The following is a 23,012-nucleotide window of genomic DNA, read 5'->3' as shown; positions in this document are numbered from 1 at the left end:
CCGGGCCGTCGGGTGTGCCCCCTTGACTGGGGGTGGGCTAGAAGTACCCGTCCTTCTTGCGCTTTTCCATCGAGGCCTCGGACGTCTTGTCGTCCATGCGTGTGGCGCCGCGCTCGCTGACCTCGGCCGCCAGGGTCTCGATCACCACCTCGCCGGCATTGCCGGCCAGGCTCTCGACCGGGCAGGTGCAGGTGATGTCGCCGACGGTGCGGAATCGCACGTCGCGCTGTTCGATCTGCTCGCCGTCACGCGGCGGCGTCAGGTCGGTCACGGGGACCAGCAGCCCGCGCCGCTCGACCACGGCGCGCTTGTGGCTGTAGTAGAGCGAAGGCAGCGCGACATGTTCGCGCGCGATGTATTGCCACACGTCGAGCTCGGTCCAGTTGGAGATGGGGAACACACGGAAATGCTCGCCCGGCGCATGGCGCGTGTTGAACAGGGTCCACAACTCGGGCCGCTGGTCCTTGGGCTGCCATTGGCCGAAGCTGTCGCGGTGCGAGAAGATGCGCTCCTTGGCGCGTGCCTTCTCCTCGTCGCGTCGGGCCCCGCCGATCAGCGCGTCGAAGCGGAATTCCTCGATCGCCTCGAGCAGCGTCACCGACTGGTGCGTATTGCGCGACTCGCCCGGATGCGCCAGGCGCACGGTGCCGCGCTTCATGGAGTCTTCGACGCTGCGCACGATCAGCTCCGCGCCCAGCTCGCGCGCACGCTGGTCGCGGAACGCGGTCACCTCCGGGAAGTTGTGGCCGGTGTCGATCATCAGCAGCGGGTAGGGCAGGCGGCCGGCGCCGAAGGCTTTCTCGGCGCACTTGAGCAGCACCAGCGAATCCTTGCCGCCGGAGAAGAGCAGTGCCGGGCGCTCGAAGGCGGCGGCGACTTCGCGCAGCACGAAGATGGCTTCTTCCTCCAGCGCGTCCAGGTGGGCATTGGACAGGCGGGTCAGGCCGGCGTGGGCGGCGGGCTCGCGAAGATACAGGTCGTCGGTGCGGGCGTTCATGGGCGCTTGGTTGAGGGTGTCGTTCGGGTTGGCTTCGGCAAAGGATGCGAGCATGGGTCGGCCTTGCAATTGAGAGTTCGGCAAGCGGATCAGGCCGCGGCGATGGGAACGACGCGCCGCTGCGGCAGGACGGACACCGCCGCACCGTCGCCGTGGTCGACGTGCAGGCCGCATTCCTTGGCGCTCTCCTGCTCCCACCACCAGCGGCCGGAGCGGAAGTCCTCGCCCAGCGTCACGGCGCGCGTGCAGGGCTCGCAGCCGATGCTGGGATAGAACTGGTCGTGCAGCGGGTTGTAGGGCACGTCGCGCGTGGCGATGTAGTGCCACACGTCGCCCCAGGTCCAGCGGGCCAGCGGATTGATCTTGGCGCGCTCGCCAGGCTCGATGAAGGGCACGTCGGCGCGCGCGCCGGATTGCTCGCGGCGCAAGCCGGTGATCCAGGCACGTTTGCCGGCAAGCGCCTTTTCCAGCGGCACCATCTTGCGGATGTGGCAGCAGGCCTTGCGAAGCGCCAGGCTCCGGTACATGGCATCTTCGCCGTTGGTGGCGACGAATTCGTCAGCGGCGTCCGCATCGGGCTTGTAGACCTCGACCTGGCGGCCATAGTGCAGGCGGATGCGCTCGAGCAATGCCAGCGTCTGCGCATGCAGCTTGCCGGTGTCGAGCACGAAGATGGCCGACGGAACGGCGTGCTGCTGGATCAGGTCGGTGACCACCATGTCTTCGGCGCCCAGGCTCGACGCCTGGGTCATCGGCTGGAACTCGCGCGCGGCCTGCTGGAGCAGGGCGACGCTTTCGGCGAGCTTGTCCGCGAAGTCGGGGGATGCATGGGCATGCAGCGTGATGGCGTTCATGAGCAGTCGTGGGTGCGGTGAGTGCGAGGCGCCGTACGTTGCGGCGCCCCTTGCAAGCCATGCACTTTAGGGGGCGTGCTTATGAATCCAAACTATCTTTTTCTTCGCGACATATGCGCATATGCACATGCGGTCCGCGCATATGCGCATGCTGGAACACGGGCGCGAAAAAAAGCCGGCGACGCCCGATGAAGGCGACGCCGGCGTGTGTGCGCGACGAGGGGTTGCGGTGGGTCGCGATGCGCGCTCAGGCGGCGCGCGCGAACAGTGGCGCGGTGGTGACCGCGTCGCCCTGGTAGTAGCTGCCGAAGCGGTCGAACTGGCGCTGCGCGTCGCTCACGTCGACGCCTTCGCGGAGCACCGCGCTGGAAAAGCCGGTGCGCTGCATCTGCACCAGCTGGTCGATCAGTACGTCGCCCGTGGCACGGATGTCGCCGGCAAAACCCAGTCGGCGCCGCAACAGGAAGGCCTGGCTGTAGGCACGGCCGTCGCTGAACTTCGGAAAGACAAGGTCGATGCGATCGACGTCCGCCAGGCATACCTCGATGGCCAGCGGATCGGCGTCGTTGGCCAGCTGCAGGACGTTCGGTTCGCCATCGTCCACATGCTCTTCGGTCGACAGGATGCGCAGGGTTCGGTTCATGCCAGGGCCTCCTCTTCCTCGGCCTTGATGCGCGCTGCATTGGCGGCCGTCTTGAACGGCTCGTGGCCGACGCGGCGCAGGGTGTCGATGAAATTCTCGCGCCGGCCCTCGGCCGAGGTGCGCGTGTCGCGGTAGGTGGCCAGCAGCGCCTCGATGACGCCCGGCACCTCGACCGCCGAGAAGGACGGGCCGACGACCTTGCCGGCACCCGCAGGGCCCGACAGGTCGGAACCGTCCGAGCCGCCGAGCGTGACCTGGTACCACTCCTTGCCGTCCTTGTCGACGCCGAGGATGCCGATGTGGCCGCTGTGGTGGTGACCGCACGAGTTGATGCAGCCGCTGATGTGCAGGTCGATCTCGCCGATGTCGTCGAGCTCGTCGAGGTCCTGGTAGCGCTCGGTGATCGCCTCGGCAATCGGGATCGAGCGCGCGTTGGCCAGCGAGCAGAAGTCGCCGCCCGGGCAGGCGATCATGTCGGTCAGCAGCTGGACGTTGCTGCTGGCGAAGCCGGCTTCGCGCGCTGCCAGCCACAAGGCGTGCAGGTCTTCGGCATGCACCCACGGCAGCAGCAGGTTCTGGTCGTGCGTCACGCGGGCCTCGCCGGCCGAGAAGCGGTCGGCCAGTTGTGCCGCGATGTCGAGCTGGTCGGCGGTGGCATCGCCCGGCGCCTGCAGGCGGCGCTTGAACGACAGCGTCACGGCGCGCAGCAGCGGGTTCTTGTGGCCTGCCACGTTGCGCTGCAGCCAGCGGGCGAAGAAGCGGTCTTCCTCGGCCTGGGCGCGCAGTTCGGCCTCGGTCCGCTGCGCGTCCTGGTAGACGCGTTCGGCAAGGGCCGGTGGCACGAAGGACGCGCACACGCGGTCGAACTCGGCCTGGGTGATGGTGTGCGGGCCGGCGTCGTGTTCCAGGATCTGCTTGTATTCGGCCTCGACGTCGTCGATATAGACCTGGCCTTCGGCCTTCACCAATATCTTGATGCGGGCCTTGTAGATGTTGTCGCGCCGGCCGTAGCGGTTGTATACGCGAACGACTGCCTCGAGGTAGTTGAGGATCTGGTTCCACGGCAGGAACTCGCGCAGCACGGTGCCGATGATCGGGGTGCGGCCCATGCCGCCGCCCACGCGCACCTGGAAGCCCAGCTCGCCGGCGTCGTTCTTGCGCAGCCGCAGGCCGACGTCGTGCCAGCCGGTGGCGGCGCGGTCCTCGGCGGCACCGGTGATGGCGATCTTGAACTTGCGCGGCAGGAAGGCGAACTCGGGGTGCAGCGTGCTCCACTGGCGCATGATCTCGGCGAACGGGCGCGGGTCGGCCACCTCGTCCTCGGCCACCCCGGCGCGCTCGTCGCTGGTGATGTTGCGGATGCAGTTGCCGCTGGTCTGGATGCCGTGCATGTCGACCGAGGCGAGCAGGTCCATCACGTCCGCGGACCGCGCCAGCGGAATCCAGTTGTACTGGACGTTCTGGCGCGTGGTGAAGTGGGCGTAGTGCGTGGGCAGCTTGGCCGACCCCAGGGCGCCCTGCGTTTCCAGGGCTTGCCGGTAGACGGCGGCCTCGGGCTCGTCGTACTCGCGCGCGATCCTGGCCAGCACGCGCAACTGGGCGCTGGAGATCTCGCCGTAGGGCACCGCCACCCGCAGCATGGGCGCATAGCGCTGCACGTACCAGCCGTTCTGCAGGCGCAGCGGCTTGAACTCGTCCTCGGAGATCTTGCCCTGCTGCCAGCGGCCGAGCTGGTCGCGATACTGCGCGGCGCGCTGCCGCACGAACTGGCGATCGAAGTCTGTGTACTGATACATCGTGTGTGTTTCGGCGTGGCAATGCATGCCGCCGCCTCTTGAGCGACCTGCGACTTTAGTCGCCAGCCTCATGCTGCCCAACTACATTTTGGTTCGCGCCTTATGCGCATTAGCTAATTCGGCTCCGGCATAAGAGGCCTGCAAGGCGTACCGCCGCGAACTTGACCGCGGGCAAGGCGCCCCATCCTGGTGCGCTGCGACAATGGCGCCCCTTTGCCCTTGCCGCAGTTGCCATGGCCTCATCGATCTCCGCTTCCTCGACCGGTTCACGCTGGCTGACCTGGCTGCGCGCGTTTCGCCCCGCCCAGCTGGCCGTGGACGGAAAGGAGCGTCTGCGCGCAGCGCTCGGCGCGCTGCTCGGCATCGGCATCACGGCGGCGGTCTGCCACAACGCCGGCCTGGGCACGCTGACCACATGGATCGTCGCGCCGATGGGCGCGAGCGCCGTGCTGGTGTTCGGGGTACCCGCCAGTCCGCTGGCGCAACCCTGGTCGGTCATCGGCGGCAACACCCTGTCGGCGCTGGTCGGTGTCGCGTGCGCCAACTGGATCGCGCCGGTCGACCTGGCGGCCGGCGTCGCCGTGGGCCTTGCCATCGCCGTCATGTTCTCCCTGCGGTGCCTGCACCCGCCCGGCGGCGCCAGCGCGCTGATGATGGTGCTCGGCGGTGTCACCGATCCACATGTGGCGCTGTCGCCGGTGCTGCTCAACACTGCGTTGCTGGTGGCCGTCGGCATTGCCTGGAACAGCGCCACCGGCCGCCGCTACCCACATGCGCAGGGAGCGGCGCCGTCGGCCGCCCGCACGGCCACCGAAGCCGACCTGGACGCCGTGCTGGCGCACTACAACCAGGTGCTGGACGTGCCGCGCGACGACCTGCTGGCGCTGCTGGGCGAGACGCGTCTGGCGGGCTATCACCGCATGCTGGCCGAAACGCGCTGCCAGGACGTGATGTCTCGCAACCTGGTGACGGTGGGCTTCGGCACGTCGCTGCAGGATGCCTGGTCGCTGCTCAGGCGCCATCGCGTCAAGGCCCTGCCGGTCATCGACCGCGCCGGGCGGATCGTCGGCATCGTGACGCTGGCCGACTTCCTCAAGGCCGCCGACCTGGATGTGCATGACGGCTTCGAATCGCGCCTGAAGGAACTGATCCGCTGGAGCCGCACGGTGCACTCGAACAAGCCGGACGTGGTCGGCCAGATCATGACGCGCCGCGTGCGCGTGGCGCGGGCCGACCGGCCGCTGTTCGAACTGGTTCCGCTGTTCGGCAGCACCGGTCACCATCACCTTCCGATCGTCGATGAGGATCAGCGCCTTGTCGGCGTGCTGACGCAATCGGACCTGGTGGCGGCGGTGTTCAAGGCCGAACGCGACGCCATGGCCGCGCAGGGCTCATCCGCCTGATCGCCCGCCGGGCGCGGCGCCGTTGCCGCCCGTGTCGCAGGCGCGCAGCACGGTCGCTCCCGCGCGAATGGGTATCCAGCGGTCCAGGCTCTCGCAGCGGCCGGCAAGGCACAACTGGTAGTCGGGCACGAATTCCGAGCGGGCGAGCACCACCTCGCGGCGCCACGGGTCGGGCAGGGTGTAGTGCCAGACGCCGTGGTCGAGCCGCGCGTCGGGTGGCGGCTCCATGCCGGCGCCCGAGCCGCGGATGCGTGCGCCGCTGATCATCAGCCAGCGGCCTGCCACGACATAGTCCTCGTCCCATTCGATCTTTTCGATCGAGTGCGTCCAGCGCAGCGTGAAGTGCTGCACCGGGATGCGTGCGCTGAATGCCCCTGCGGCCAGGCACAGGGCGGCGACGGTGGCCATCGCCATGGGCCCGCGATCAGGCGGCGGCGGCCGAATGCCGCCGCTGGCGCAACAGGTGCCACACGGCCAGCAGGGCGGCGGCGGCGAGGCCGATCTCGTCCGTGGCCGGCAGCGCGGCGACCAGGAAGCAGGCGGCCGCAAGCGCCCAGATGCGCTCCCACCAGCGCAGCGGCCCGATCCAGTGGCCGATCGCCGCGCCGCCCCACAGCAGGATCGCGATGACGGCCTTGATCACCACATAGACGGTAGCCGTCCAGCCGCCGTCGCCCTGCAGCATGAGCGACGGTGCGTAGACGGCCATGTACGGCACGATGAAGCCGGCGATCGCCACGCGCATGGCCTGCAGCCCGATCTTCAGGCCCGACTCGCGCGCGATCGGCGCGGCGGCGAACGCTGCCAGCGCCACCGGTGGCGTCAGGTCGGCCATGATGCCGAAGTAGAAGACGAACATGTGCGAGACGATCAGCGGAACGCCCAGTTCGAGCAGGGCGGGCGCCGCGAGCGAGCTGGTGATGATGTAGTTGGGGATGGTCGGGATGCCCATTCCCAGCACCAGGCACACCAGCATCGTCAGCACCAGGCTCAGCAGCAGGCTGTTCTTGCCGATGTCGATGATGTAGCCTGCGAACAGCGTGGCGGCGCCGGTCAATGTGAGGATGCCGATGATCACCCCCACCAGCGCGCAAGCGATGCCCACCGGCAGCGCGTGGCGGGCGCCGTCGGCCAGCGAATCGAGCGCGGTGCGCAGCGTGGCGCGCCCGCCCTTGACGAGTGCCAGCGCCACAGCCATGGCCAGCGCCAGGGCGATGATCGCGCCGATGCCCCACTTGAAGAATGCCGAGGCGGCCAGCCCGATCAGCACCCAGAACAGCACCCGCAACGGGTAGTTGCCAAAGCGCGCCGACAGCGCGGCGCCGAAGATCAGCACCACCGTCAGCGCCAGCCCGACCATGCCCGAGAAAAGGGGTGTATAGCCCGAGAACAGCAGCCATACGAGCACTGCGAGCGGCAGGATGAGGTACCAGCGCAGGCGCAGCGCCTGCCACGGGTTGGGACATTCCTCCTTGGGCATACCCAGCAGGCCCCGACGTCCGGCCTCCAGGTGCACCATCATGAAGGCGGTGAAGAAGTACAACAGCGCGGGAATGGCAGCGGCCTTGCAGATCTCCACGTAGGGCACGTCGATGGTCTCGGCCATGATGAAGGCCACCGCGCCCATCACCGGCGGCATGATCTGCCCGCCCATGCTCGACGTGGCTTCCACGCCGCCGGCGAAGTCGGCGCGGTAGCCGAAGCGTTTCATCAGGGGAATCGTGAATTGCCCGGTGGTCACCACGTTGGCCACGCCCGAGCCGCTGATGGTGCCCATCAGGCCCGACGACACCACTGCCACCTTGGCCGGTCCGCCCTTGGCATGCCCGAACAGGCCGAGCGCGAAATCGGTGAACAGCGCGATCATCCCGGCCTGTTCGAGGAAGGCGCCGAACAGGATGAACAGGTAGATGTAGGAGGACGAGACGTATGTCGGGGTGCCGTAGATGCCCTCGGTCCCGAAGCCCAGCTGTCCGACCACCTGGTCGATGCCGTAGCCGCGGTGCGCCAGATCGCCGGGCAGGTACTGGCCGAACAGGCCATAGGCCAGAAACACGGCGCAGATCAGCGGCAGCGCGAAGCCCATGATGCGGCGCGCACCCTCGAACACGAGCGCGATCACCCACACGCCGATCGCCATGTCCCAGGTCGTCAGGTCGCCGGCGCGCTGGATGAGGTCGGCCTCGAACACCCAGTGATAGAGGCCCGCGGCGAAGGCCAGAATGCCGACCGTCCACCCGAGCCAGGCCTGCCGCAGCGGCGGATAGAGCACGAACGTCAGCAGCAGCAGGAACCCGACGTGCACGGCGCGCACCACCGTGCTCGACAGCGGACTGAAGGCAGCGGTGACCACCTGGAAGACCGAGAAGGCCACCGCGATCCAGAACAGCGCCCCGGTAAAGGGGCCGTGGCCGCCTTCGCCCGGCGCCTGCAGCGCCGCGTCGGGCGCCGGGGCAGATGCGGTCATTTGATCAGGCCGACTTCGCGGTAGTACTTCTGCGCGCCGGGATGGAAGGGCACCGTGGTGCCCGTCGTGGCAGCTTCTCTCTTGATACCCTTGGCGGCGTTGTGCGCGGCCACGAGCTGATCGAGGTGCTCGAACATGCTCTTGGTCATCGCGTAGACCACTTCGTCGGCCACGCCCTGGTGCGTGACCAGGAAGTTCTTGATGGCGCAGGTGGGCATGTCGGCGTCCTGGCCTTCGTAGGTCTTGGCCGGGATCGTGGCAGGCTGGTAGGCTGCATCGCCAACCTTGGCAATGACGTCCGGCGAGATCGGCACCACCACGATCTTGACGCTGGTGGCGAGGTCCCGGATGGACGAGACGCCCAGGCCTGCGGACTGGAGCGTCACGTCGAGCTGGCGGTTCTTCATCAGCTCGACCGATTCGCCGAACGGCAGGTACTCGACCTTGCTGAAGTCGGCATACGCCAGGCCCGCGGCCTTGAGGATGGCGCGCGCATTGAGCTCGGTGCCCGACTTGGGCGCGCCCACCGAAATGCGCTTGCCCTTGAGGTCGGCCAGGGTCTTGATGCCCGAGTCGGCGCTGGCCACGATCTGGATGTAGTTCGAGTAGATGCCGGCGACCGCGCGCAGTTTGCTCAGGGGTGCGTTGAAGCCGGCCTCCTTGTTGCCTTTCCAGGCGTCCGACAGCGCATCGGCCAGGGTGAAGGCCAGTTCACCACGGCCGGCCTGCAGCAGGTTGAGGTTCTCTGCCGACGCCTTGGTCGCCTGGACCGTCACCTTGGACCCCGGAATGGCCTTGTCGAACACCTGCGACAGCGCCACGCCCATCGGGTAGTACACGCCGCTCTGGCCGCCAGTGAGGATGTTGATGAACTTCTGCTGGGCCAGGGCCGGCGTCGTGACGCCAACGGTAGCGAGGCCGCCGAGAGCGCCCAGGAGGACTTGTCGGCGCGAAAAGGGAATCGGTGCGGAATGCATGCGGTCTCCGTCGTCGTTGTGTGGTGGCTGGAAACGGGCCGCATCGAGATGGCGGCCAGCGAGCCTTTGACTCTAGTCGCTGCGGCTTTGTCTCGAATCCGTGACAACCCCGGCAAAGCCAACTGCTGTTGCAGCCGGCGCCGCACGTCCGATCAGTCGCAGCGCCGCACGTCCACCGTGACGTCCATACCCAGGTACACATCGCCCTCGCCGTACCAGCTGCCCGTGAGCGGCGCCGCCGAGGCCGGGTCGCGCGCGACGCCCACGCGGATCAGCTGCGCGCCGCCCATGAGGTTGTTGGTGGGGTCGAAGGCCACCCAGCCCGCGCCTGGCAGATACGCGTGCAGCCATGCATGGGTGGAGCCAGCGCCGCTGACTGGCGCGGCGCCCTCGGGCGCGTTGCCGGGATCGAGCGCCGCGTCGTACAGGTAGCCCGAGACGAAACGGGTCGCAATGCCCAGGCGGCGCGCGGCCTCCATCATGAGCAGCGCGAAGTCGCGGCAACTGCCGCCGCCGCGCTCGAGTGTCTGCAGCGGCGGCTGCGTGCCTTCCTCGTTGCGCACCTCGTACTTGAAGTTCTCGCGCACGAACGCATTCATGCGGGCGAGCACGTCGCGCGTGCGAAAGGCGCTGTCGCCGTCGCCGGTCATGAACTGGCGTGCCCAGGCCATCAGCTTGCCGTCGGGGTCGTCATGATGCGGCCGCAGGTAGGGCTCGAGATCGAGATGCTCGTGAACCGAATAGGAGAACGGCAGGAACTCGGCGACCGGGTCCAGCGCAAGGTCATCCGGCGCGTTGGGCACCTGCTCGATACGAAACGAACAGACGATGCGCAGCTCGGCCGCTTCCTGCAGCGGCTGGACCAGCGCGACCGAATTGGAGTGCGGGTCCTGGATCAGCCGGATGCTGGCCTCCGGGCTGACCTGCAGGTCGGTGGCCAGCACGCGCAAGTCGTGGCTATCGCGCGGCCTGAACATGACCCGGTGCAGTCCGAAGCGCACCGGTTCACGATAGCGGTAGGTGGTGGTGTGCGTGATGTCGTAGGAGGGCATGGCGGTGGCGTCGGTTGGGCGCTGGCTCATGCCAGTCGGCGCGTGTCGAGCGCCTGCGCCAGCGCCGACTGTAAGGGCAGCGGCTCGCCGCTCCAGCGCGCCGCCAGCAATTCGGCACACAACGCGGCAAAACTCAGGCCACGCGAGCCGAGTGCGCTGCAGATCCAGGGGCCTTGCGCATCCGAAGGGTCCACCGGGCCGACCAGCGGTCGGCGGTCGCGGCTCGTGCAGCGCACCCCGGCCCAGCTGCTCAGGTCGCCGCGCGCGAAGGCCGCGGCAGCGACGGCGCCGGCACCGGCATGCAAGCCCGCGATGCGCGCGAGGTTGGCCTGCGTGTCGGTGTCCCGGATGTCGCGCGCGTCCTCGCCGCGGCCGTAGGTCGAGCCGGCCAGCCAGAAGCGGCCTTCGCCTTCGGGCACGCCGGTGATGAGGTGGCCGTCGCCGTTCACCGGATGCGGCGGCAACGGGTCGGCGGTCGGCGCGCCGATCGGATGCGGGCCCATCAGCACCTGGCCGCGCACCGCGTTCAGCGGCAGCGCGGGCGCCAGCATCCGGCTGTCGATGCCTGCGGCGATGACGACGCGATCGGCGCGCACGAGCACATTGCCAGTCGGGTCGAGTGCCTGCCAATGGGTGCCATCGCGCACCAGGCGGGCGACACGAGCGCCGGTGCGCAGCTGCACGCCCGGCTGCGCCAGCCAGGCATCGATCAATCGGGCCGGCCGCGCCCATGCGGCACGCGCGTGCCACAGGGCCGGCGTGTCCTCCGGCAGGCCGGCGGCACGCAGCCGCGGACCCGTGGCGGCCCAGGATTCGTTCGGGCCGGCGGCCTGCCAGCCCGTGGGCATGCGCGTCGGCGTATCGCGGCGTTCCAGCGCCCCGGTGGGGGCCCAGTCGCGCCCGGCCTGCAGCCAGGTCTCGAGTTGCCGCCAGGTGGCACGGATGCCCGCGCGGGTCAGGCGCGACATGAGCGCGTCGTCCGGCGACAGGTGCGGTGCCATCAGGCCTACGGGCAGGCCCGAGGCGCCGGCGGCGACATGCGGCGCCGCTTCCAGCACGCTGACCTGCCAGCCGCGCCGCGCCAGGCTGGCCGCCACTGCGGCGCCGGCCAGGCCGGCGCCGACGACGGCGCAGTGGCCCGGCCCGGCCGCCTGTTCAGGCAGCGGAGGGGCGCGCCGGGGCGTCCACGGCGGGTCGAACCGCGCTTGCAGGCAGTCACGCTTGGGCGGCAGGCCCGGCACCTTGCGCGCGGCGAATCCGAGCGGCAGCAGCGCGTCGCGCAACGGGCGGGCGACGGACCAGGTGGCCAGCGCCGTGCCTCGCCGCGCGAACCGCGCCACTGCCTTGAGCAGTGCGGGCGACCACATGTCCGGATTGACGGCCGGGTTGAAGCCGTCCAGGAAGATGCTGTCGGCCTCGAAATGGTCCAGGCCGCGCAGCACGGCATGCGCATCGCCGATGCCCAGGGTGAGCAGCACGCGTCCTTGCTCGAAGACGAGGCGATGCACACCGGGCAGCAGGCCATGCCATTGCGCGGCCAACGCCTCGCCCAGCGGCGCCAGTTCCGGGTAGCGGCTGGCCGCGCGCCGCAGGTCGGCGGCCGCCACCGGGTGTGCCTCGGCGGAGACGAAATGGAGCACGCGTGGGCGCCCCGGCGCGTCCTGCCAGGCGCGCCACGCGGCCAGGAAGTTCAGGCCCAGCCCGAAGCCGGTTTCCAGGATGCACCAGCGTGCCTGGCCGGCCCAGGCGCCGGGCAGGCCGCAGCCGTCCAGGAACACATGGCGTGCCTGTGCGAGCGCGCCGCTGGCGCTGTGATAGATGTCGCCGAAGCGTGCGCTGCGGGGCGCGCCGTCGGCGTCCCACTCGACCGGTTCGGCCACCGGCACCGCGTCCAATCTCGCTGGCGCCGGCGATGCTCAGGCGCTGGGCGGCACGTAGCCCTGGGCCACGTCGGCGCCTTCGCCGAAGAAGTGCCGTTCCATCTGCCGCGCCAGGTATTGGCGGGCGCGCTGGTCGGCCAGGTTGAGGCGGTTCTCGTTGACCAGCATGGTCTGCTGCTTGAGCCAGGCGGCCCAGGCCTCCTTGCTCACGTTTTCCCAGATGCGCTTGCCCAGCTCGCCGGGATAGGGCGGAAAGTCCAGACCTTCGGCCTCGCGGCCGAGCTTGATGCATTGAACCATGCGTGCCATGGAATGCCTGCCTTCTTGAAACTGATTGGGGTGGGTGTTCTGGCCGGCGCTGGCTTAGTCGATCCGGCCATGAACTTGTGCGAACTTCGTCGTTCCGTTTTTCATCTGCCGAATCAAGAATGTGCGGCGTCAACCATGCACAGGCACGCCATGCGCCATCCACGCGACTTTATCAAGCTTTTCCCTGCCGCCGAGCCGCGCGGCCCCATGGCCCTGCAATGGGCGCGTGTGCTGGCGGTGACGTCGCGCGACTGGGGGCTGGCCGGCGAGCAGCGACAGGCGTCTGCAGGCCGATGGCGGAACTTGCCTGCAGCCTGGCCCCGCATGGGCTGACGCGCGCGCCTTTTCAAACCGGCCTACCATCCCCCTTCAGGCGCCATCCGGCGCCAGGAGGTATGGATGTCGCAATTCGAAGTGGGCGAAATCGTGGCTGCGCTGCGTGCCGTGCGCAACGACTGGCGCGATTCGCAGGGCCGCCCGCGCGAGCCGGTCGGCCGAGAGCTGCCGTCGCGCGAGGCCATGGCCGCGGTCGTGGAGCAACTCAAGGGCGCCTTGTTCCCGATGCGCCTGGGGCCGCCTGAGCTGCGCCATGAAAGCGAGGATTTCTACGTGGGCTACACGCTGCACGCGGCGCTGCGGGCACTTTCCGCGCAGGTCGCGCTGGAGCTCGCGCATGACGCACGGCACGCGCCGGAAGCCGGCGCCGGGCGTGTCGACCTGGAAGCCCGGGCTCTGGCGCTGACCCGTGAATTCGCCGCCGAGCTGCCGGCCATGCGCCGCATTCTCGACGTCGACGTGCTGGCCGCGTTCCAGGGCGACCCGGCCGCGCGCAGCGTCGACGAGGTGCTGCTGTGCTATCCGGGCGTGGTGGCGCTCATTCATCACCGCATCGCGCACAAGCTCTACCGCCAGGGCCTGTCGCTGCTGGCACGCATGGTGGCCGAGCAGGCGCACGCGCAGACCGGCATCGACCTGCACCCCGGCGCCCGGATCGACGAAGGATTCTTCATGGATCACGGCACCGGCGTCGTCGTCGGCGAGACGGCCGTGATCGGCAAGCGCGTGCGGCTGTACCAGGCCGTTACGCTGGGCGCCAAGCGCTTTCCCACGGACGAACATGGCAACCTGCAGAAAGGCCTGCCGCGCCACCCGGTGGTCGAGGACGACGTGGTGATCTATGCCGGCGCCACCATCCTCGGGCGCGTGACGATCGGCCGCGGCGCCACCATCGGCGGCAATGTGTGGATCACTGCCGACGTGCCGCCCGGTGCCAGCGTGACCCAGGCCAGCCTGCAGAGCGGCCGCCCCGTGACCTGAGCGCCGCCTGTTCCTTTTCGTTTTTTCCTTCAACCCGTTCCGGAGCCATTACTCATGAGCCAGATCAAGATCGCCGTCGTCGTCGGCAGCCTGCGCAAGGATTCGTTCAATCGCAAGCTGGCGCTGGCGCTGGCCCACCTCGCGCCGTCGGGCGTCACCTTCGAGCACGTGCGCATCGACGACCTGCCGCTGTACAACCAGGACGACGATGGAAACCAGGCGCAGCCGGTGCGCCGCCTGAAGGCCGAGATCGCCGCCGCGCAAGGGGTGCTGTTCGTCACGCCGGAATACAACCGCTCGTTCCCGGGCGTGCTCAAGAACGCTATCGACAACGCGTCGCGGCCGTATGGGCAGAGTGCGTGGGCCGGCAAGCCGGCCGGCGTGATCGGGGTGTCGGTCGGCGCCATCGGCACCGCGCTGGCGCAGCAGCACCTGCGCAACGTGCTGGCCTACCTTGACATGCCGGTCATGGGCCAGCCGGAGGCGTTCATCCAGAACAAGGAGGGCCTGTTCGACGACAAGGGCCACGTGGCCGAGGCCAGCCGCGAGTTCCTCAAGGGGTGGGTCGAGAAATACGTCGCCTGGGTCCGGCAGCACAGCGCCTGACGTCCCGGCGGCCGGCCCGCCCGCCGAGGGCGTGGCCGGCAGTCGGCAGGGTCAGGCCACGGCCTTGGCCGAACCCTGGTTGGCCGCTTCGGCGCTGGCGAGGTTGATGTCCTGCGTCGCCGCTTCCAGGGCCTTGGCTTTCTGCTGCTCGCCCATGGCCAGGCCTTCCGCGCGCACGAAGCGCACGTCGGTGATGCCGAAGAAGCCGAACACCACTTTCAGGTAGCTCTCCTGGTGCTCAGCCGCCTGGCCCGCGTCGGTGGTCGAATAGATGCCGCCGCGCGTGGAAACGACGATCACCGTCTTGCCGGTGGCCAGGCCTTGCGGGCCCTTCTCGGTGTACTTGAACGTGCGTCCGGGCTGCGCGAGGCGATCGATCCATGCCTTCAGCTGGCTGGGAATCGAGAAGTTGTAGAGCGGCGCGCCCACCACGATCACGTCCGCGGCCAGGAACTGGCTCACCAGTTTTTCGGAGACCGCGTTCTCACGCTGCTGGGCCTCGGTCGGCTGTGCGCCGGCCGGAAGGCGAAAACCCATGGCGTCGGCGGCGAAGTGCGCCGGCGCTTGCGCGGCCAGGTCCAGGTATTCCACCTGCGTGCCCGGGTGCTTGGCGCTCCATTCGGCCACGGCGGCGGCGGTCAGCTGGCGCGAGGTGGATTGGCTGCCCAGGATGCTGGAATCGACATGCAGAAGCTTCATGGAGTGCTCTCTTTCGGTTGAGGCGCCGGCGCAACGAGCCGGCATGTGAGAATTCTATTTTTGTTGTGATTCTTTGATAAGTCGGCCAATCTGACTTAGATTGTCCTGAATTCAGGACGACGGAGCGGCAATGCAAGACCTCAACGACATGGTTTACTTCGCAGAGGTTGCCGAGCGCGGCGGCTTTGCAGCGGCCGGGCGCGCCTTGGGCATCCCGAAGTCGCGCCTGTCGCGCCGCGTGGCCGAGCTGGAAGCCCAACTGGGGGTGCAGCTGCTCCAGCGCAGTACGCGCAGCCTGTCATTGACGCCGGCCGGCGAGCTCTACCTGCGCCACTGCATCGCCATGCGTGACGCGGCGCAGGCCGCGGCCGATGCGGTGGCGCAGGTGCAGACCGCGCCGCGCGGAACCATCCGCATCAGTTGCCCGGTGACCATGGCGCAAGGCAGCGTCGGGCCGTTGATGCCGCTGTTTCTCGAGCGCTACCCGGCGGTGCGGGTGGAGATGATGGTCGTCAACCGGCCGGTGGACGTGATCGAGGAGGGCATCGACGTCGCACTGCGCGTGCGCCAGCAGATCGAGGACAGTGCGACGCTTGCCGCGCGCAGCTTCGGCAACAGCGGCGGCATCCTGGTGGCCAGCCCCGACCTGCTGGCGCGGCAAGGCCCGGTGCGCATGCCGCAGGACCTCGACCGGCTCGATACGGTGGCCATGTCGGCGACCGGCGACGGCCGGGCGCAGGTTCGGCTGGTCGGCCCGCAGGGCGAGGAGCACGTGCTGCACCACACGCCGCGCTACGTGGCCGACGACTTGCTGACGTTGAAGTTCGCGGTGGTGCAGGGCACGGGCGCGGCGGTGCTGCCGGACTACATGTGCCGGTCGGAATTGCGTGAAGGATGCCTGGTGAAGCTGCTGCCCCAGTGGGCGCCGGTGGCCGGCATCGTCCATGCGGTCTTCCAGCCGCGCCGGGCCATGGTGCCCGCGGTGCGAAAATTCATCGACTTCCTGGCCGAGAACCTGGACGCCGACGAGCCGCACGATCCTGGCCCGAAGCCCCGATGACGGCATCCCATATGCGTCCAAAGCGATATTCAAACAAATAGATATTCGTTTGAGTTTGTTGGCGCCGGCAGCACAATCGCCGGCTTTCCCCAAGAAATAGCGGCTTTCCATGACCACCAGAACCCGAAAAATCCTGGCCGTGCTGGCCCTGGCTTCCTCTGCCATCGCGCTTCCGGCAATGGCGCAGAACACCTTGCTCAATGTCTCGTACGACGTCGCGCGGGAGTTCTACAAGGACTACAACGCCGCCTTCGTGGCGCACTACAAGCAGGCCACCGGCAAGGACGTCAAGATCGACCAGTCGCATGCCGGCTCGAGCGCCCAGGCGCGCGCCGTGGCCGACGGCCTGGACGCGGACGTGGTGACCATGAACACCACGACCGACATCGAGTTCCTGGCCGACAAGGGCGTCGTGGCCAAGGACTGGGCCAAGCGCTTCCCCGACAACGCCGCGCCCACCACGTCGACCATGCTGTTCATGGTGCGAAAGGGCAACCCCAAGGCAATCAAGGACTGGGACGACCTGACCAAGCCGGGCGTGCAGGTCGTGGTGGTCAATCCCAAGACCGGCGGCAACGGCCGCTATGCCTACCTGGCCGCATGGGGCTACGTCAAGAAGAAGGGCGGCACCGACGCCCAGGCCGCCGAATTCGTCGGCAAGCTGTTCAAGAACGTGCCTGTGCTCGCTCGCGGTGGCCGCGACGCCACCACCGCCTTCCTGCAGCGCAACATCGGCGACGTGCTGGTGACTTTCGAGTCCGAGGTGCTGTCGATCAACCGTGAATACGGCGAAGGCAAGGTGGACGTGGTCTACCCGTCGATCAGCGTGCTGGCCGAGAACCCCGTGGCGGTGGTCGAGCGCACGGTGAACAAGAAGGGCACCGCCGAACTGGCCAAGGCCTACCTGGACTACCTGTACTCGGACGAGGCGCAGGAAATCGCCGCCAAGCATGCGCTGCGCCCCCGCTCGGCTGCCGTGCTCAAGAAGCACGCCGACCTGTTCAAGCCGGTGCAGCTGTTCACCGTGCAGGAACTGTTCGGCAGCCTGAGCGAGGCGCAGAAGGTGCACTTCAACGACGGTGGGCAGTTCGACAAGCTCTACACGCCCGGCGGTAAATAATCCCCCCATGCCGCCTTCGACTTCATCGGCGCTGCCTGCGGCAGCGCCGATTTCTCGCGTGTCCAGCGCACGCCGGCCCAGCCGCGCCACCCGGGTGCTGCCCGGCTTCGGCCTGACGCTGGGCTACACCGTCTTCTGGCTCAGCCTGATCGTGCTGCTGCCGCTGTCGGCCCTGTTCATCAAGACCTTCTCGCTGAGCTGGGAGCAGTTCTGGACAGCGGTGAGTGCGCCGCGCGTGCTGGCGTCGTACCGCCTTACGTTCGGGGCTTCGTTCCTGGCGGCGCTGGTCAACCTGTTCGCCGGCCTGCTGGTGGCCTGGGTGCTGGTGCGCTACGACTTCCCCGGCAAGCGCATCGTCGATGCGCTGGTCGACTTGCCGTTCGCGCTGCCCACCGCCGTGGCGGGTATCTCGCTGACCGCGATCCTGGCCGGCAACGGCTGGATCGGCCAGTACCTGGAGCCGCACGGCATCAAGCTGGCCTTTACCCCGGCCGGCGTGGTGATCGCGCTGATCTTCATCGGCCTGCCGTTCGTCGTGCGCACGGTGCAGCCGGTGCTCGAGGACAGCGAGAAGGAACTCGAAGAAGCCGCTACCTCTCTCGGTGCGACCCGCTGGCAGACGTTCTGGCGGGTCATCCTGCCGTCGATCCTGCCGGCGTTGACGACCGGGTTCGCCATGGCTTTCGCCCGCGCCATCGGCGAATACGGCTCGGTGATCTTCATTGCGGGCAACATGCCCATGGTCTCCGAGATCACGCCCCTGGTGATCATCGGCAAGCTCGAGCAATACGACTATGCCGGCGCCACCGCGGTGGCCACGGTGATGCTGATGTTCTCGTTCGTGATGCTGCTCGTCATCAACGGCCTGCAGGGTTGGCAGCGCCGTCGGTCCGGAGGTTCGTCATGAGCGGCGGCACCACGTTGCGCGCCGGCCAGCGCCGCGCGCGCGCCGGCACCACCGAATCGCCGCTCGTGCGCTGGGTGCTGATCGGCCTGGCGCTGGCGTTCATGGCGCTGTTCCTGGTGCTGCCGCTGGCGGCAGTGGCGACCGAGGCCCTGCGCAAGGGGCTGAACGCCTACCTGGACTCGCTGCGCGAACCCGATGCCTGGGCGGCGATCCGCCTGACCCTGCTGACCGCCGCCATCTCGGTGCCGTTGAACCTGGTGTTCGGCGTCGCGGCCGCCTGGGCGATCGCCAAGTTCGAATTCCGTGGCAAGGCCATCCTGACGACGCTGGTCGACCTGCCGTTTGCCGTCTCGCCGGTCGTGGCAGGCCTGGTCTACGTGCTGGTGCTGGGCGCACAGGGCTGGTTCGGCCCGTGGCTGGCGGCGCACGACATCAAGATCATCTTCGCCGTGCCGGGCATCGTGCTGGCGACCGTGTTCGTCACGTTCCCGTTCATTGCGCGCGAACTGATCCCGCTGATGCAGGCGCAGGGCAGCGACGAGGAGCAGGCCGCCATCGTGCTCGGCGCCACCGGGTGGCAGACCTTCTGGCGCGTGACGCTGCCCAACATCAAGTGGGGCCTGTTGTACGGCGTCATCCTGTGCAACGCGCGGGCGATGGGCGAATTCGGCGCGGTGTCGGTGGTCTCGGGGCACATCCGCGGCCAGACCAACACCATGCCGCTGCACGTGGAAGTGCTCTACAACGAATACCAGGCGGTCGGCGCCTTCGCGGTGGCCTCGCTGCTGGCCCTGCTGGCGCTGGTCACGCTGGTGATCAAGACCGTCATCGAATGGCGCCACGAGCGCGAGATGAAGGCGCTGGCGGCGCTGCCGCCGGAGCGGCCGCAGGCGTCGGCCGCGGTCGCCGCGGGAAAAGGAAAGACATCATGAGCATCGAGATCCGCAACGTCAGCAAGCAGTTCGGCAACTTCCAGGCGCTGCGCGACGTCAGCCTGGACATCGATTCGGGCGAACTGGTCGCGCTGCTCGGTCCGTCCGGCTGCGGCAAGACGACGCTGCTTCGCATCATCGCCGGGCTGGAGTCGGCCGACGTCGGCAGCATCCTCTTTGCCGGCGAAGACACCACCGACGTGCACGTGCGCGAGCGCCAGGTCGGCTTCGTGTTCCAGCACTACGCGCTGTTCCGTCACATGACGGTGTTCGAGAACGTGGCCTTCGGCCTGCGCGTGCGCCCGCGCCGTACGCGTCCGAGCGATGCACAGATCAAGTCCAAGGTGATGGAGCTGCTGGGCCTGGTGCAGCTGGACTGGCTGGCCGACCGCTATCCGTCGCAGCTGTCCGGCGGCCAGCGCCAGCGCATCGCCCTGGCGCGCGCATTGGCGGTGGAGCCGAAGGTGCTGCTGCTCGACGAGCCGTTCGGCGCGCTCGATGCGAAGGTGCGCAAGGAGCTGCGTCGCTGGCTGCGCCGGCTGCATGACGAACTGCACGTCACTTCCATCTTCGTCACGCACGACCAGGAGGAGGCGCTGGAAGTGGCCGACCGCGTGGTGCTGATGAACAGCGGCCACATCGAGCAGGTGGGATCGCCGCAGGAGGTCTGGGACCACCCGGCCAGCCCGTTCGTCTACGGCTTCCTGGGCGACGTCAACCTGTTCCAGGGGCGCGCGCATGAAGGTTCAGTGGAGGTGCAGGGCGGGCTGCGCCTGGAGTCGCCGGAGCACGGCGCCGCGCGCGACGCGCACGCGCTGGCCTATGTCCGTCCGCACGACCTGGATGTGCGCCGCTGGGTGGCCGGCGGCACCGGCATCCCGGCCACGCTGGACCGTGCCATCGTCGTGGGTCCGATCGCGCGGCTGGAACTCGAACCGCTGGAATCGAATCCAGACAATCCAGGCGGCGGAACGATCATCGAGGCGCAGATCCCTGCGCAGCAGTTCCGCGACCTGGGCTTGAAGGAGGGCGACAAGGTGCTCGCCACGCCGCGCAAGGCCCGGGTATTCGTCGAAGAGGACTGGGTATCGCCTTGATTAGCAATGTCATGAACTGGTATTTCGGTGCGCCGCGCCGTGCTTTCGGCCTGATCAGCCTGGCCTGTCTGGCCATGCTGGCCTTTGGCCTTTATCTGCAGCACGTGGTGGGGCTCGAGCCGTGCCCGATGTGCGTGGTGCAGCGCTACGCGCTGGTGGCGGTGGCGCTTTTCGCCGGGCTGGCCGCCGCGACCGGCGGACGCGGGCTGCGCGCGCTGTGGGGTGTCCTGGCGCTGGTGTCGAGCGTGGGCGGTGCCTTCACGGCTGCGCGCCAGAGCTGGCTGCAGTGGTACCCGCCCGAATTCGCCAGCTGCGGACGCGACATCTACGGAATGATCGAGTCCTTCCCGCTGCAGCGCGTGGTGCCGATGATCTTCCGCGGTAGCGGCGATTGCACCAAGGTCGACTGGAACTTCCTGGGCCTGTCGATCGCCAACTGGTCCTTCCTGGCGTTCGCGCTGTTCGCGGTGTTGTCGCTGGTGCTGCTGTTCAGCGGCCGCAGCGCGCCCGCCGGCTACAGCGGCAGCGTGTCGAAGGCGGCGTAGACCGTCGCCAGCCAGCTCTTGACGCGCTGGCGCTCGAGCAGCCCCAGCGCCTGGGCGCCCTGTCGGTCGTTGACCGCTTTCCAGAAGCTGGCGTTGTGCGCGTCGATCTTGCGCATGCTGGCTTCGTTGAGGCGGGGCAGGGCGATCACGTGCGCGCGCATGAGCGCCGCCTTGGCCATCGCCTGCGACCCGAGCAGCATGCCGAAGTCGCTGCCGCGGCCGTAGTTCTGCACCAGGATGTAGTTCGGCTTGTCGCCGAAGGTGTCGACCAGCGTGCCGAGGAGGTCGGTCGAATCACGGCCGTCATCCATCACGTGCCAGAAGTTGACCTGGACGCCGAGCTCGTTGAAAACGCTGAACAGGTCCGATTCCTTGATCCAGCGCGCCAGTGGCGCCAGCGTCTGGGCCGCGAGGTCGACGATGACGTTCTGGGCCGGGTTGTCCTCGAAGCCGTTGACCACGGCGTCCAGCCCTTCGAAAGTGTCCACCACGACCGGCGAGGCAAAGCCTTCGTAGAAGCGGGTGAAGGAGCTGTGCGAGCGGTCGGTGTCGAAGCCGACGAAGGGCTTGTTGCGGTCGATGAAGTATTGCGCCAGCAGCCGTGCGGTGACCGACTTGCCGACGCCGCCTTTCTCACCGCCGATGAAGTTGAGGGACCCCATGTGGATGTTCGCCTTCGAGGATGCGCCCGGGGGTGGGCCTGGCCATTCTATGGGCGATGTGCGGGCGTCGGCGTGGGGCTTCGGTTTGGCTTGGGTGTCGAGGCGACGACGCGCCCTGCTGCGGCGGCGGGCGGCGCGTGCCGGGGGCCTTCACTGTGTCGGCCCCTTCGGGGCTGCCCTGCGGTGCTCGCGTGGCCGGCCTGCACCGTGTAACTCGCTGCGTTCACTGCGTTCACTGCGCTCAGACAGACACGGTGAGTCAGAAGTTGAAGCGCGCACACCTGTGCGCGCAGGCCGGCCACGCTGCGCTCCTCGGCGACACAGAGGCGGCCCCCGACACACGCCGCCCACCGCCGCAAGACACGTCGCGTCGCGCAACGGCTCTCCTTGCCCCAGGCTCGGTCGCCGCGGGGCACCCGCCCGCCGTCCGGCAAGACCGGTCACGTCGCCCAAACCCGATCACGCCCCAATCGCTGCAGCCCTCCCGAGCAACCGAGGGCCACACGGCTTGCACGCCACGCCGCCCGGCCTGCGCTGTCCGTTGGCGGCCGCCTCTGTGCCGCCGAGGAGCGCAGTGAAGCCGGCCTGCGCGCACAGGTGTGCGCGCTTCAACTTCTGACTCGCCGTCTGAGCGCAGTGAACGCAGTGAACGAAGCGAGTTACACGGCGCGGGCCGGCTTCGCGAGCACCGCAGGGAAGCCCCGAAGGGGCCGGCGCAGTGAAGGCCGCCGGCGGGCAGCGCAGGCCGGGCGGCCCTCACCAAAGCAAACCAGCCCCGAAGGCAAACCCGGCCCAAAGCGAACCAGCAACCAAACGAAGCCGGCCCAGAAGACTCAGTGCGGCACCAACTGGAGAAACGGCGCCACGCTCCCCATCAGGAAGTTCTGGCTGAAGTCGAGCGCCGCCCGCCGATACTTCTCGTCCGCCTGCGCCGCCATCAGATCGAGCCGGGCCACCATCTTCGACAGCTCCCGGTCCACGACCAGGTTCCTCCCTTGATCGCTGACCTCGGTCGACAAGAGCATGGGCTGCGCCTTCTCGTCGCGCCGGGCATACAGAAGCCACGCCGAGATCTCCACGTTGCGGGCCGCGCGGAATGCATTCTCGGCATCGACGCCGTCGATCATGGTCTGCGACCACGTGTCGCCATTGGCCTGCTTGAGCATCGTCGCCCAGCCGACGACGAGGGCCGCCACCCGGTCGCCCGCGAAGGCCGGATCGAAGGCTGCGCGGATCGCCCCGATGCCGACGGCGCCGCCGATCTGCGCCATCGGCACGCCTTGCATGACGTCGCTCCATACGCGGGAGATGGCTTCGTCGCGACTGGCGGCCCACTTGCGCCATTCGCGCGGGTTGCGCTTGTACAGCGACAACTGGACCCGCCGCACCGACTCGAGGTTGTCGCGCAGCGCCAGGTTGGCGATGCGGTTGGCGCCGGACTGCAGCCATTCGCCGTTGCCATAGGGCTCGGCACGCTGCGTCGAACGGGTGGCGCCGCACCCGGCCAGCCCGAGCGCGAGCATCAGGACGAGTGGCAGGTTCCAGGCAGCGGACATGGGGTCTCCCTCGGCGATTTTTATGTTGGACGCAGGTATCATCTTCGCTTCCGAGCGCAGATTCTCCTGCGACAAATTTCCTTACAAATCAATATCTTGGCCGGGATTCCTACCGCAAGGGCGGTCCCGGCCG

General features: G+C 68.3%; 23 protein-coding genes. 10 read left to right on the top strand and 13 right to left on the bottom strand.

Features of this window, described 5'->3' with window-relative positions; translation table 11 throughout:
* Window positions 1-37: 37 nt before the first annotated feature.
* From cysD to VES41_RS22310, 4 genes are all read right to left on the bottom strand, one after another.
* On the bottom strand, window positions 38-997 hold the full coding sequence (gene cysD, locus VES41_RS22325; RefSeq protein WP_324821787.1) for a sulfate adenylyltransferase subunit CysD: 960 nt from the start codon (window positions 995-997) through the stop codon (window positions 38-40).
* Window positions 998-1,086: 89 nt separating this feature from the next.
* Complete coding sequence (locus VES41_RS22320; protein WP_324821616.1) at window positions 1,087-1,851, bottom strand: phosphoadenylyl-sulfate reductase; 765 nt, start codon at window positions 1,849-1,851, stop codon at window positions 1,087-1,089.
* Window positions 1,852-2,098: 247 nt separating this feature from the next.
* Window positions 2,099-2,494, bottom strand: a complete 396-nt coding sequence (locus VES41_RS22315; RefSeq protein ID WP_324821614.1) for a DUF934 domain-containing protein — start codon at window positions 2,492-2,494, stop codon at window positions 2,099-2,101.
* Window positions 2,491-4,290, bottom strand: coding sequence for a nitrite/sulfite reductase (locus VES41_RS22310; protein WP_324821612.1), 1,800 nt, complete (start codon window positions 4,288-4,290; stop codon window positions 2,491-2,493). Before VES41_RS22310 ends, VES41_RS22315 begins: the two co-directional genes overlap by 4 nt.
* A gap of 233 nt (window positions 4,291-4,523) precedes the next feature.
* Here VES41_RS22310 and VES41_RS22305 point away from each other — a divergent pair, with 233 nt between their 5' ends.
* Window positions 4,524-5,693, top strand: a complete 1,170-nt coding sequence (locus VES41_RS22305; protein ID WP_324821610.1) for an HPP family protein — start codon at window positions 4,524-4,526, stop codon at window positions 5,691-5,693.
* Here the strand turns inward: VES41_RS22305 and VES41_RS22300 are convergent.
* The 6 genes from VES41_RS22300 to VES41_RS22275 form a co-directional block, all read right to left on the bottom strand.
* On the bottom strand, window positions 5,682-6,107 hold the full coding sequence (locus tag VES41_RS22300) for a DUF1850 domain-containing protein (protein ID WP_324821608.1): 426 nt from the start codon (window positions 6,105-6,107) through the stop codon (window positions 5,682-5,684). The genes VES41_RS22305 and VES41_RS22300 overlap by 12 nt on opposite strands.
* Before the next feature lie 10 nt (window positions 6,108-6,117).
* Entirely contained in the window at window positions 6,118-8,160 is a 2,043-nt protein-coding gene (locus VES41_RS22295; protein WP_324821606.1) for a TRAP transporter permease, read from the bottom strand.
* Entirely contained in the window at window positions 8,157-9,137 is a 981-nt protein-coding gene (locus VES41_RS22290) for a TAXI family TRAP transporter solute-binding subunit (RefSeq protein ID WP_324821603.1), read from the bottom strand. Before VES41_RS22290 ends, VES41_RS22295 begins: the two co-directional genes overlap by 4 nt.
* A gap of 152 nt (window positions 9,138-9,289) precedes the next feature.
* Window positions 9,290-10,219, bottom strand: coding sequence for a transglutaminase family protein (locus VES41_RS22285; RefSeq protein WP_324821601.1), 930 nt, complete (start codon window positions 10,217-10,219; stop codon window positions 9,290-9,292).
* Window positions 10,216-12,069 carry an FAD-dependent 5-carboxymethylaminomethyl-2-thiouridine(34) oxidoreductase MnmC gene (mnmC, locus tag VES41_RS22280; RefSeq protein ID WP_324821599.1) on the bottom strand — a complete coding sequence of 618 codons (1,854 nt, stop codon included), beginning with the start codon at window positions 12,067-12,069 and terminating at the stop codon, window positions 10,216-10,218. The genes VES41_RS22285 and mnmC overlap by 4 nt, the downstream gene beginning before the upstream one ends.
* A 36-nt stretch (window positions 12,070-12,105) precedes the next feature.
* Window positions 12,106-12,378: an oxidative damage protection protein gene (locus VES41_RS22275; RefSeq protein WP_324821597.1), complete on the bottom strand. Its 273-nt coding sequence runs from the start codon at window positions 12,376-12,378 to the stop codon at window positions 12,106-12,108.
* Window positions 12,379-12,393: 15 nt separating this feature from the next.
* Here VES41_RS22275 and VES41_RS22270 point away from each other — a divergent pair, with 15 nt between their 5' ends.
* The 3 genes from VES41_RS22270 (at window position 12,394) to VES41_RS22260 (ending at window position 14,301) form a co-directional block, all read left to right on the top strand.
* Window positions 12,394-12,711: a hypothetical protein gene (locus tag VES41_RS22270; RefSeq protein ID WP_324821595.1), complete on the top strand. Its 318-nt coding sequence runs from the start codon at window positions 12,394-12,396 to the stop codon at window positions 12,709-12,711.
* A 66-nt stretch (window positions 12,712-12,777) separates the two neighbouring features.
* Window positions 12,778-13,695, top strand: coding sequence for a serine O-acetyltransferase EpsC (epsC, locus tag VES41_RS22265; RefSeq protein WP_324821593.1), 918 nt, complete (start codon window positions 12,778-12,780; stop codon window positions 13,693-13,695).
* 54 nt (window positions 13,696-13,749) lie between these two features.
* Window positions 13,750-14,301, top strand: a complete 552-nt coding sequence (locus VES41_RS22260) for an NAD(P)H-dependent oxidoreductase (RefSeq protein ID WP_324821591.1) — start codon at window positions 13,750-13,752, stop codon at window positions 14,299-14,301.
* Between the two features lie 51 nt (window positions 14,302-14,352).
* Here VES41_RS22260 and VES41_RS22255 read toward each other — a convergent pair whose 3' ends face one another.
* The gene (locus VES41_RS22255; RefSeq protein WP_324821589.1) at window positions 14,353-15,000 is read right to left on the bottom strand and encodes an FMN-dependent NADH-azoreductase; all 648 of its coding nucleotides are present in this window, start codon (window positions 14,998-15,000) and stop codon (window positions 14,353-14,355) included.
* A gap of 130 nt (window positions 15,001-15,130) precedes the next feature.
* On the opposite strand from VES41_RS22255, the gene VES41_RS22250 reads away from it, so the two are divergent.
* The 6 genes from VES41_RS22250 to VES41_RS22225 all read left to right on the top strand — a co-directional run bounded on the left by VES41_RS22250 (window position 15,131) and on the right by VES41_RS22225 (window position 20,661).
* A complete protein-coding gene (locus VES41_RS22250; RefSeq protein ID WP_324821587.1) occupies window positions 15,131-16,060 on the top strand; it encodes a LysR family transcriptional regulator in 930 nt (309 codons plus the stop codon).
* A 109-nt stretch (window positions 16,061-16,169) separates the two neighbouring features.
* Entirely contained in the window at window positions 16,170-17,180 is a 1,011-nt protein-coding gene (locus tag VES41_RS22245; RefSeq protein WP_324821585.1) for a sulfate ABC transporter substrate-binding protein, read from the top strand.
* Window positions 17,181-17,187: 7 nt separating this feature from the next.
* On the top strand, window positions 17,188-18,087 hold the full coding sequence (gene cysT / locus VES41_RS22240; protein WP_324821583.1) for a sulfate ABC transporter permease subunit CysT: 900 nt from the start codon (window positions 17,188-17,190) through the stop codon (window positions 18,085-18,087).
* Window positions 18,084-19,019 carry a sulfate ABC transporter permease subunit CysW gene (cysW, locus tag VES41_RS22235; protein ID WP_324821581.1) on the top strand — a complete coding sequence of 312 codons (936 nt, stop codon included), beginning with the start codon at window positions 18,084-18,086 and terminating at the stop codon, window positions 19,017-19,019. Before cysT ends, cysW begins: the two co-directional genes overlap by 4 nt.
* Window positions 19,016-20,116 (top strand): sulfate ABC transporter ATP-binding protein, encoded by a 1,101-nt coding sequence (locus VES41_RS22230; protein WP_324821579.1) that lies wholly within the window; start codon window positions 19,016-19,018, stop codon window positions 20,114-20,116. The genes cysW and VES41_RS22230 overlap by 4 nt, the downstream gene beginning before the upstream one ends.
* A gap of 11 nt (window positions 20,117-20,127) precedes the next feature.
* Window positions 20,128-20,661, top strand: a complete 534-nt coding sequence (locus tag VES41_RS22225; RefSeq protein ID WP_324821577.1) for a disulfide bond formation protein B — start codon at window positions 20,128-20,130, stop codon at window positions 20,659-20,661.
* On the opposite strand, the gene VES41_RS22220 is transcribed toward VES41_RS22225, so the two are convergent.
* Complete coding sequence (locus VES41_RS22220) at window positions 20,631-21,323, bottom strand: mobilization protein (RefSeq protein WP_324821574.1); 693 nt, start codon at window positions 21,321-21,323, stop codon at window positions 20,631-20,633. The two genes, VES41_RS22225 and VES41_RS22220, sit on opposite strands and share 31 nt — an antisense overlap.
* 833 nt (window positions 21,324-22,156) lie before the next feature.
* Window positions 22,157-22,879 carry a hypothetical protein gene (locus VES41_RS22215; RefSeq protein WP_324821572.1) on the bottom strand — a complete coding sequence of 241 codons (723 nt, stop codon included), beginning with the start codon at window positions 22,877-22,879 and terminating at the stop codon, window positions 22,157-22,159.
* Window positions 22,880-23,012: the final 133 nt, after the last annotated feature.

Source organism: Variovorax sp. (assembly GCF_035634955.1).
In the GTDB taxonomy this organism is placed as follows: Bacteria; Pseudomonadota; Gammaproteobacteria; order Burkholderiales; family Burkholderiaceae_C; genus Variovorax.
Note: the sequence above shows the minus strand (reverse complement) of the source record. Positions and strands in the feature narration are given on the sequence as shown.

What these genes read in the sequence shown, in the direction of transcription:
- VES41_RS22305 (WP_324821610.1), top strand. Translation starts at nt 4,524, where the DNA reads ATGGCCTCATCGATCTCCGCTTCCTCGACCGGTTCACGCTGGCTGACC.
- VES41_RS22300 (WP_324821608.1), bottom strand. Translation starts at nt 6,107, where the DNA reads ATGGCGATGGCCACCGTCGCCGCCCTGTGCCTGGCCGCAGGGGCATTC.
- VES41_RS22230 (WP_324821579.1), top strand. Translation starts at nt 19,016, where the DNA reads ATGAGCATCGAGATCCGCAACGTCAGCAAGCAGTTCGGCAACTTCCAG.
- VES41_RS22275 (WP_324821597.1), bottom strand. Translation starts at nt 12,378, where the DNA reads ATGGCACGCATGGTTCAATGCATCAAGCTCGGCCGCGAGGCCGAAGGT.
- VES41_RS22315 (WP_324821614.1), bottom strand. Translation starts at nt 2,494, where the DNA reads ATGAACCGAACCCTGCGCATCCTGTCGACCGAAGAGCATGTGGACGAT.
- VES41_RS22295 (WP_324821606.1), bottom strand. Translation starts at nt 8,160, where the DNA reads ATGACCGCATCTGCCCCGGCGCCCGACGCGGCGCTGCAGGCGCCGGGC.
- VES41_RS22320 (WP_324821616.1), bottom strand. Translation starts at nt 1,851, where the DNA reads ATGAACGCCATCACGCTGCATGCCCATGCATCCCCCGACTTCGCGGAC.
- cysT (WP_324821583.1), top strand. Translation starts at nt 17,188, where the DNA reads ATGCCGCCTTCGACTTCATCGGCGCTGCCTGCGGCAGCGCCGATTTCT.
- VES41_RS22220 (WP_324821574.1), bottom strand. Translation starts at nt 21,323, where the DNA reads ATGGGGTCCCTCAACTTCATCGGCGGTGAGAAAGGCGGCGTCGGCAAG.
- epsC (WP_324821593.1), top strand. Translation starts at nt 12,778, where the DNA reads ATGTCGCAATTCGAAGTGGGCGAAATCGTGGCTGCGCTGCGTGCCGTG.
- VES41_RS22285 (WP_324821601.1), bottom strand. Translation starts at nt 10,219, where the DNA reads ATGAGCCAGCGCCCAACCGACGCCACCGCCATGCCCTCCTACGACATC.
- VES41_RS22260 (WP_324821591.1), top strand. Translation starts at nt 13,750, where the DNA reads ATGAGCCAGATCAAGATCGCCGTCGTCGTCGGCAGCCTGCGCAAGGAT.
- VES41_RS22255 (WP_324821589.1), bottom strand. Translation starts at nt 15,000, where the DNA reads ATGAAGCTTCTGCATGTCGATTCCAGCATCCTGGGCAGCCAATCCACC.
- VES41_RS22310 (WP_324821612.1), bottom strand. Translation starts at nt 4,290, where the DNA reads ATGTATCAGTACACAGACTTCGATCGCCAGTTCGTGCGGCAGCGCGCC.
- cysW (WP_324821581.1), top strand. Translation starts at nt 18,084, where the DNA reads ATGAGCGGCGGCACCACGTTGCGCGCCGGCCAGCGCCGCGCGCGCGCC.
- VES41_RS22215 (WP_324821572.1), bottom strand. Translation starts at nt 22,879, where the DNA reads ATGTCCGCTGCCTGGAACCTGCCACTCGTCCTGATGCTCGCGCTCGGG.
- VES41_RS22225 (WP_324821577.1), top strand. Translation starts at nt 20,128, where the DNA reads ATGAACTGGTATTTCGGTGCGCCGCGCCGTGCTTTCGGCCTGATCAGC.
- VES41_RS22290 (WP_324821603.1), bottom strand. Translation starts at nt 9,137, where the DNA reads ATGCATTCCGCACCGATTCCCTTTTCGCGCCGACAAGTCCTCCTGGGC.
- VES41_RS22250 (WP_324821587.1), top strand. Translation starts at nt 15,131, where the DNA reads ATGCAAGACCTCAACGACATGGTTTACTTCGCAGAGGTTGCCGAGCGC.
- VES41_RS22245 (WP_324821585.1), top strand. Translation starts at nt 16,170, where the DNA reads ATGACCACCAGAACCCGAAAAATCCTGGCCGTGCTGGCCCTGGCTTCC.
- cysD (WP_324821787.1), bottom strand. Translation starts at nt 997, where the DNA reads ATGAACGCCCGCACCGACGACCTGTATCTTCGCGAGCCCGCCGCCCAC.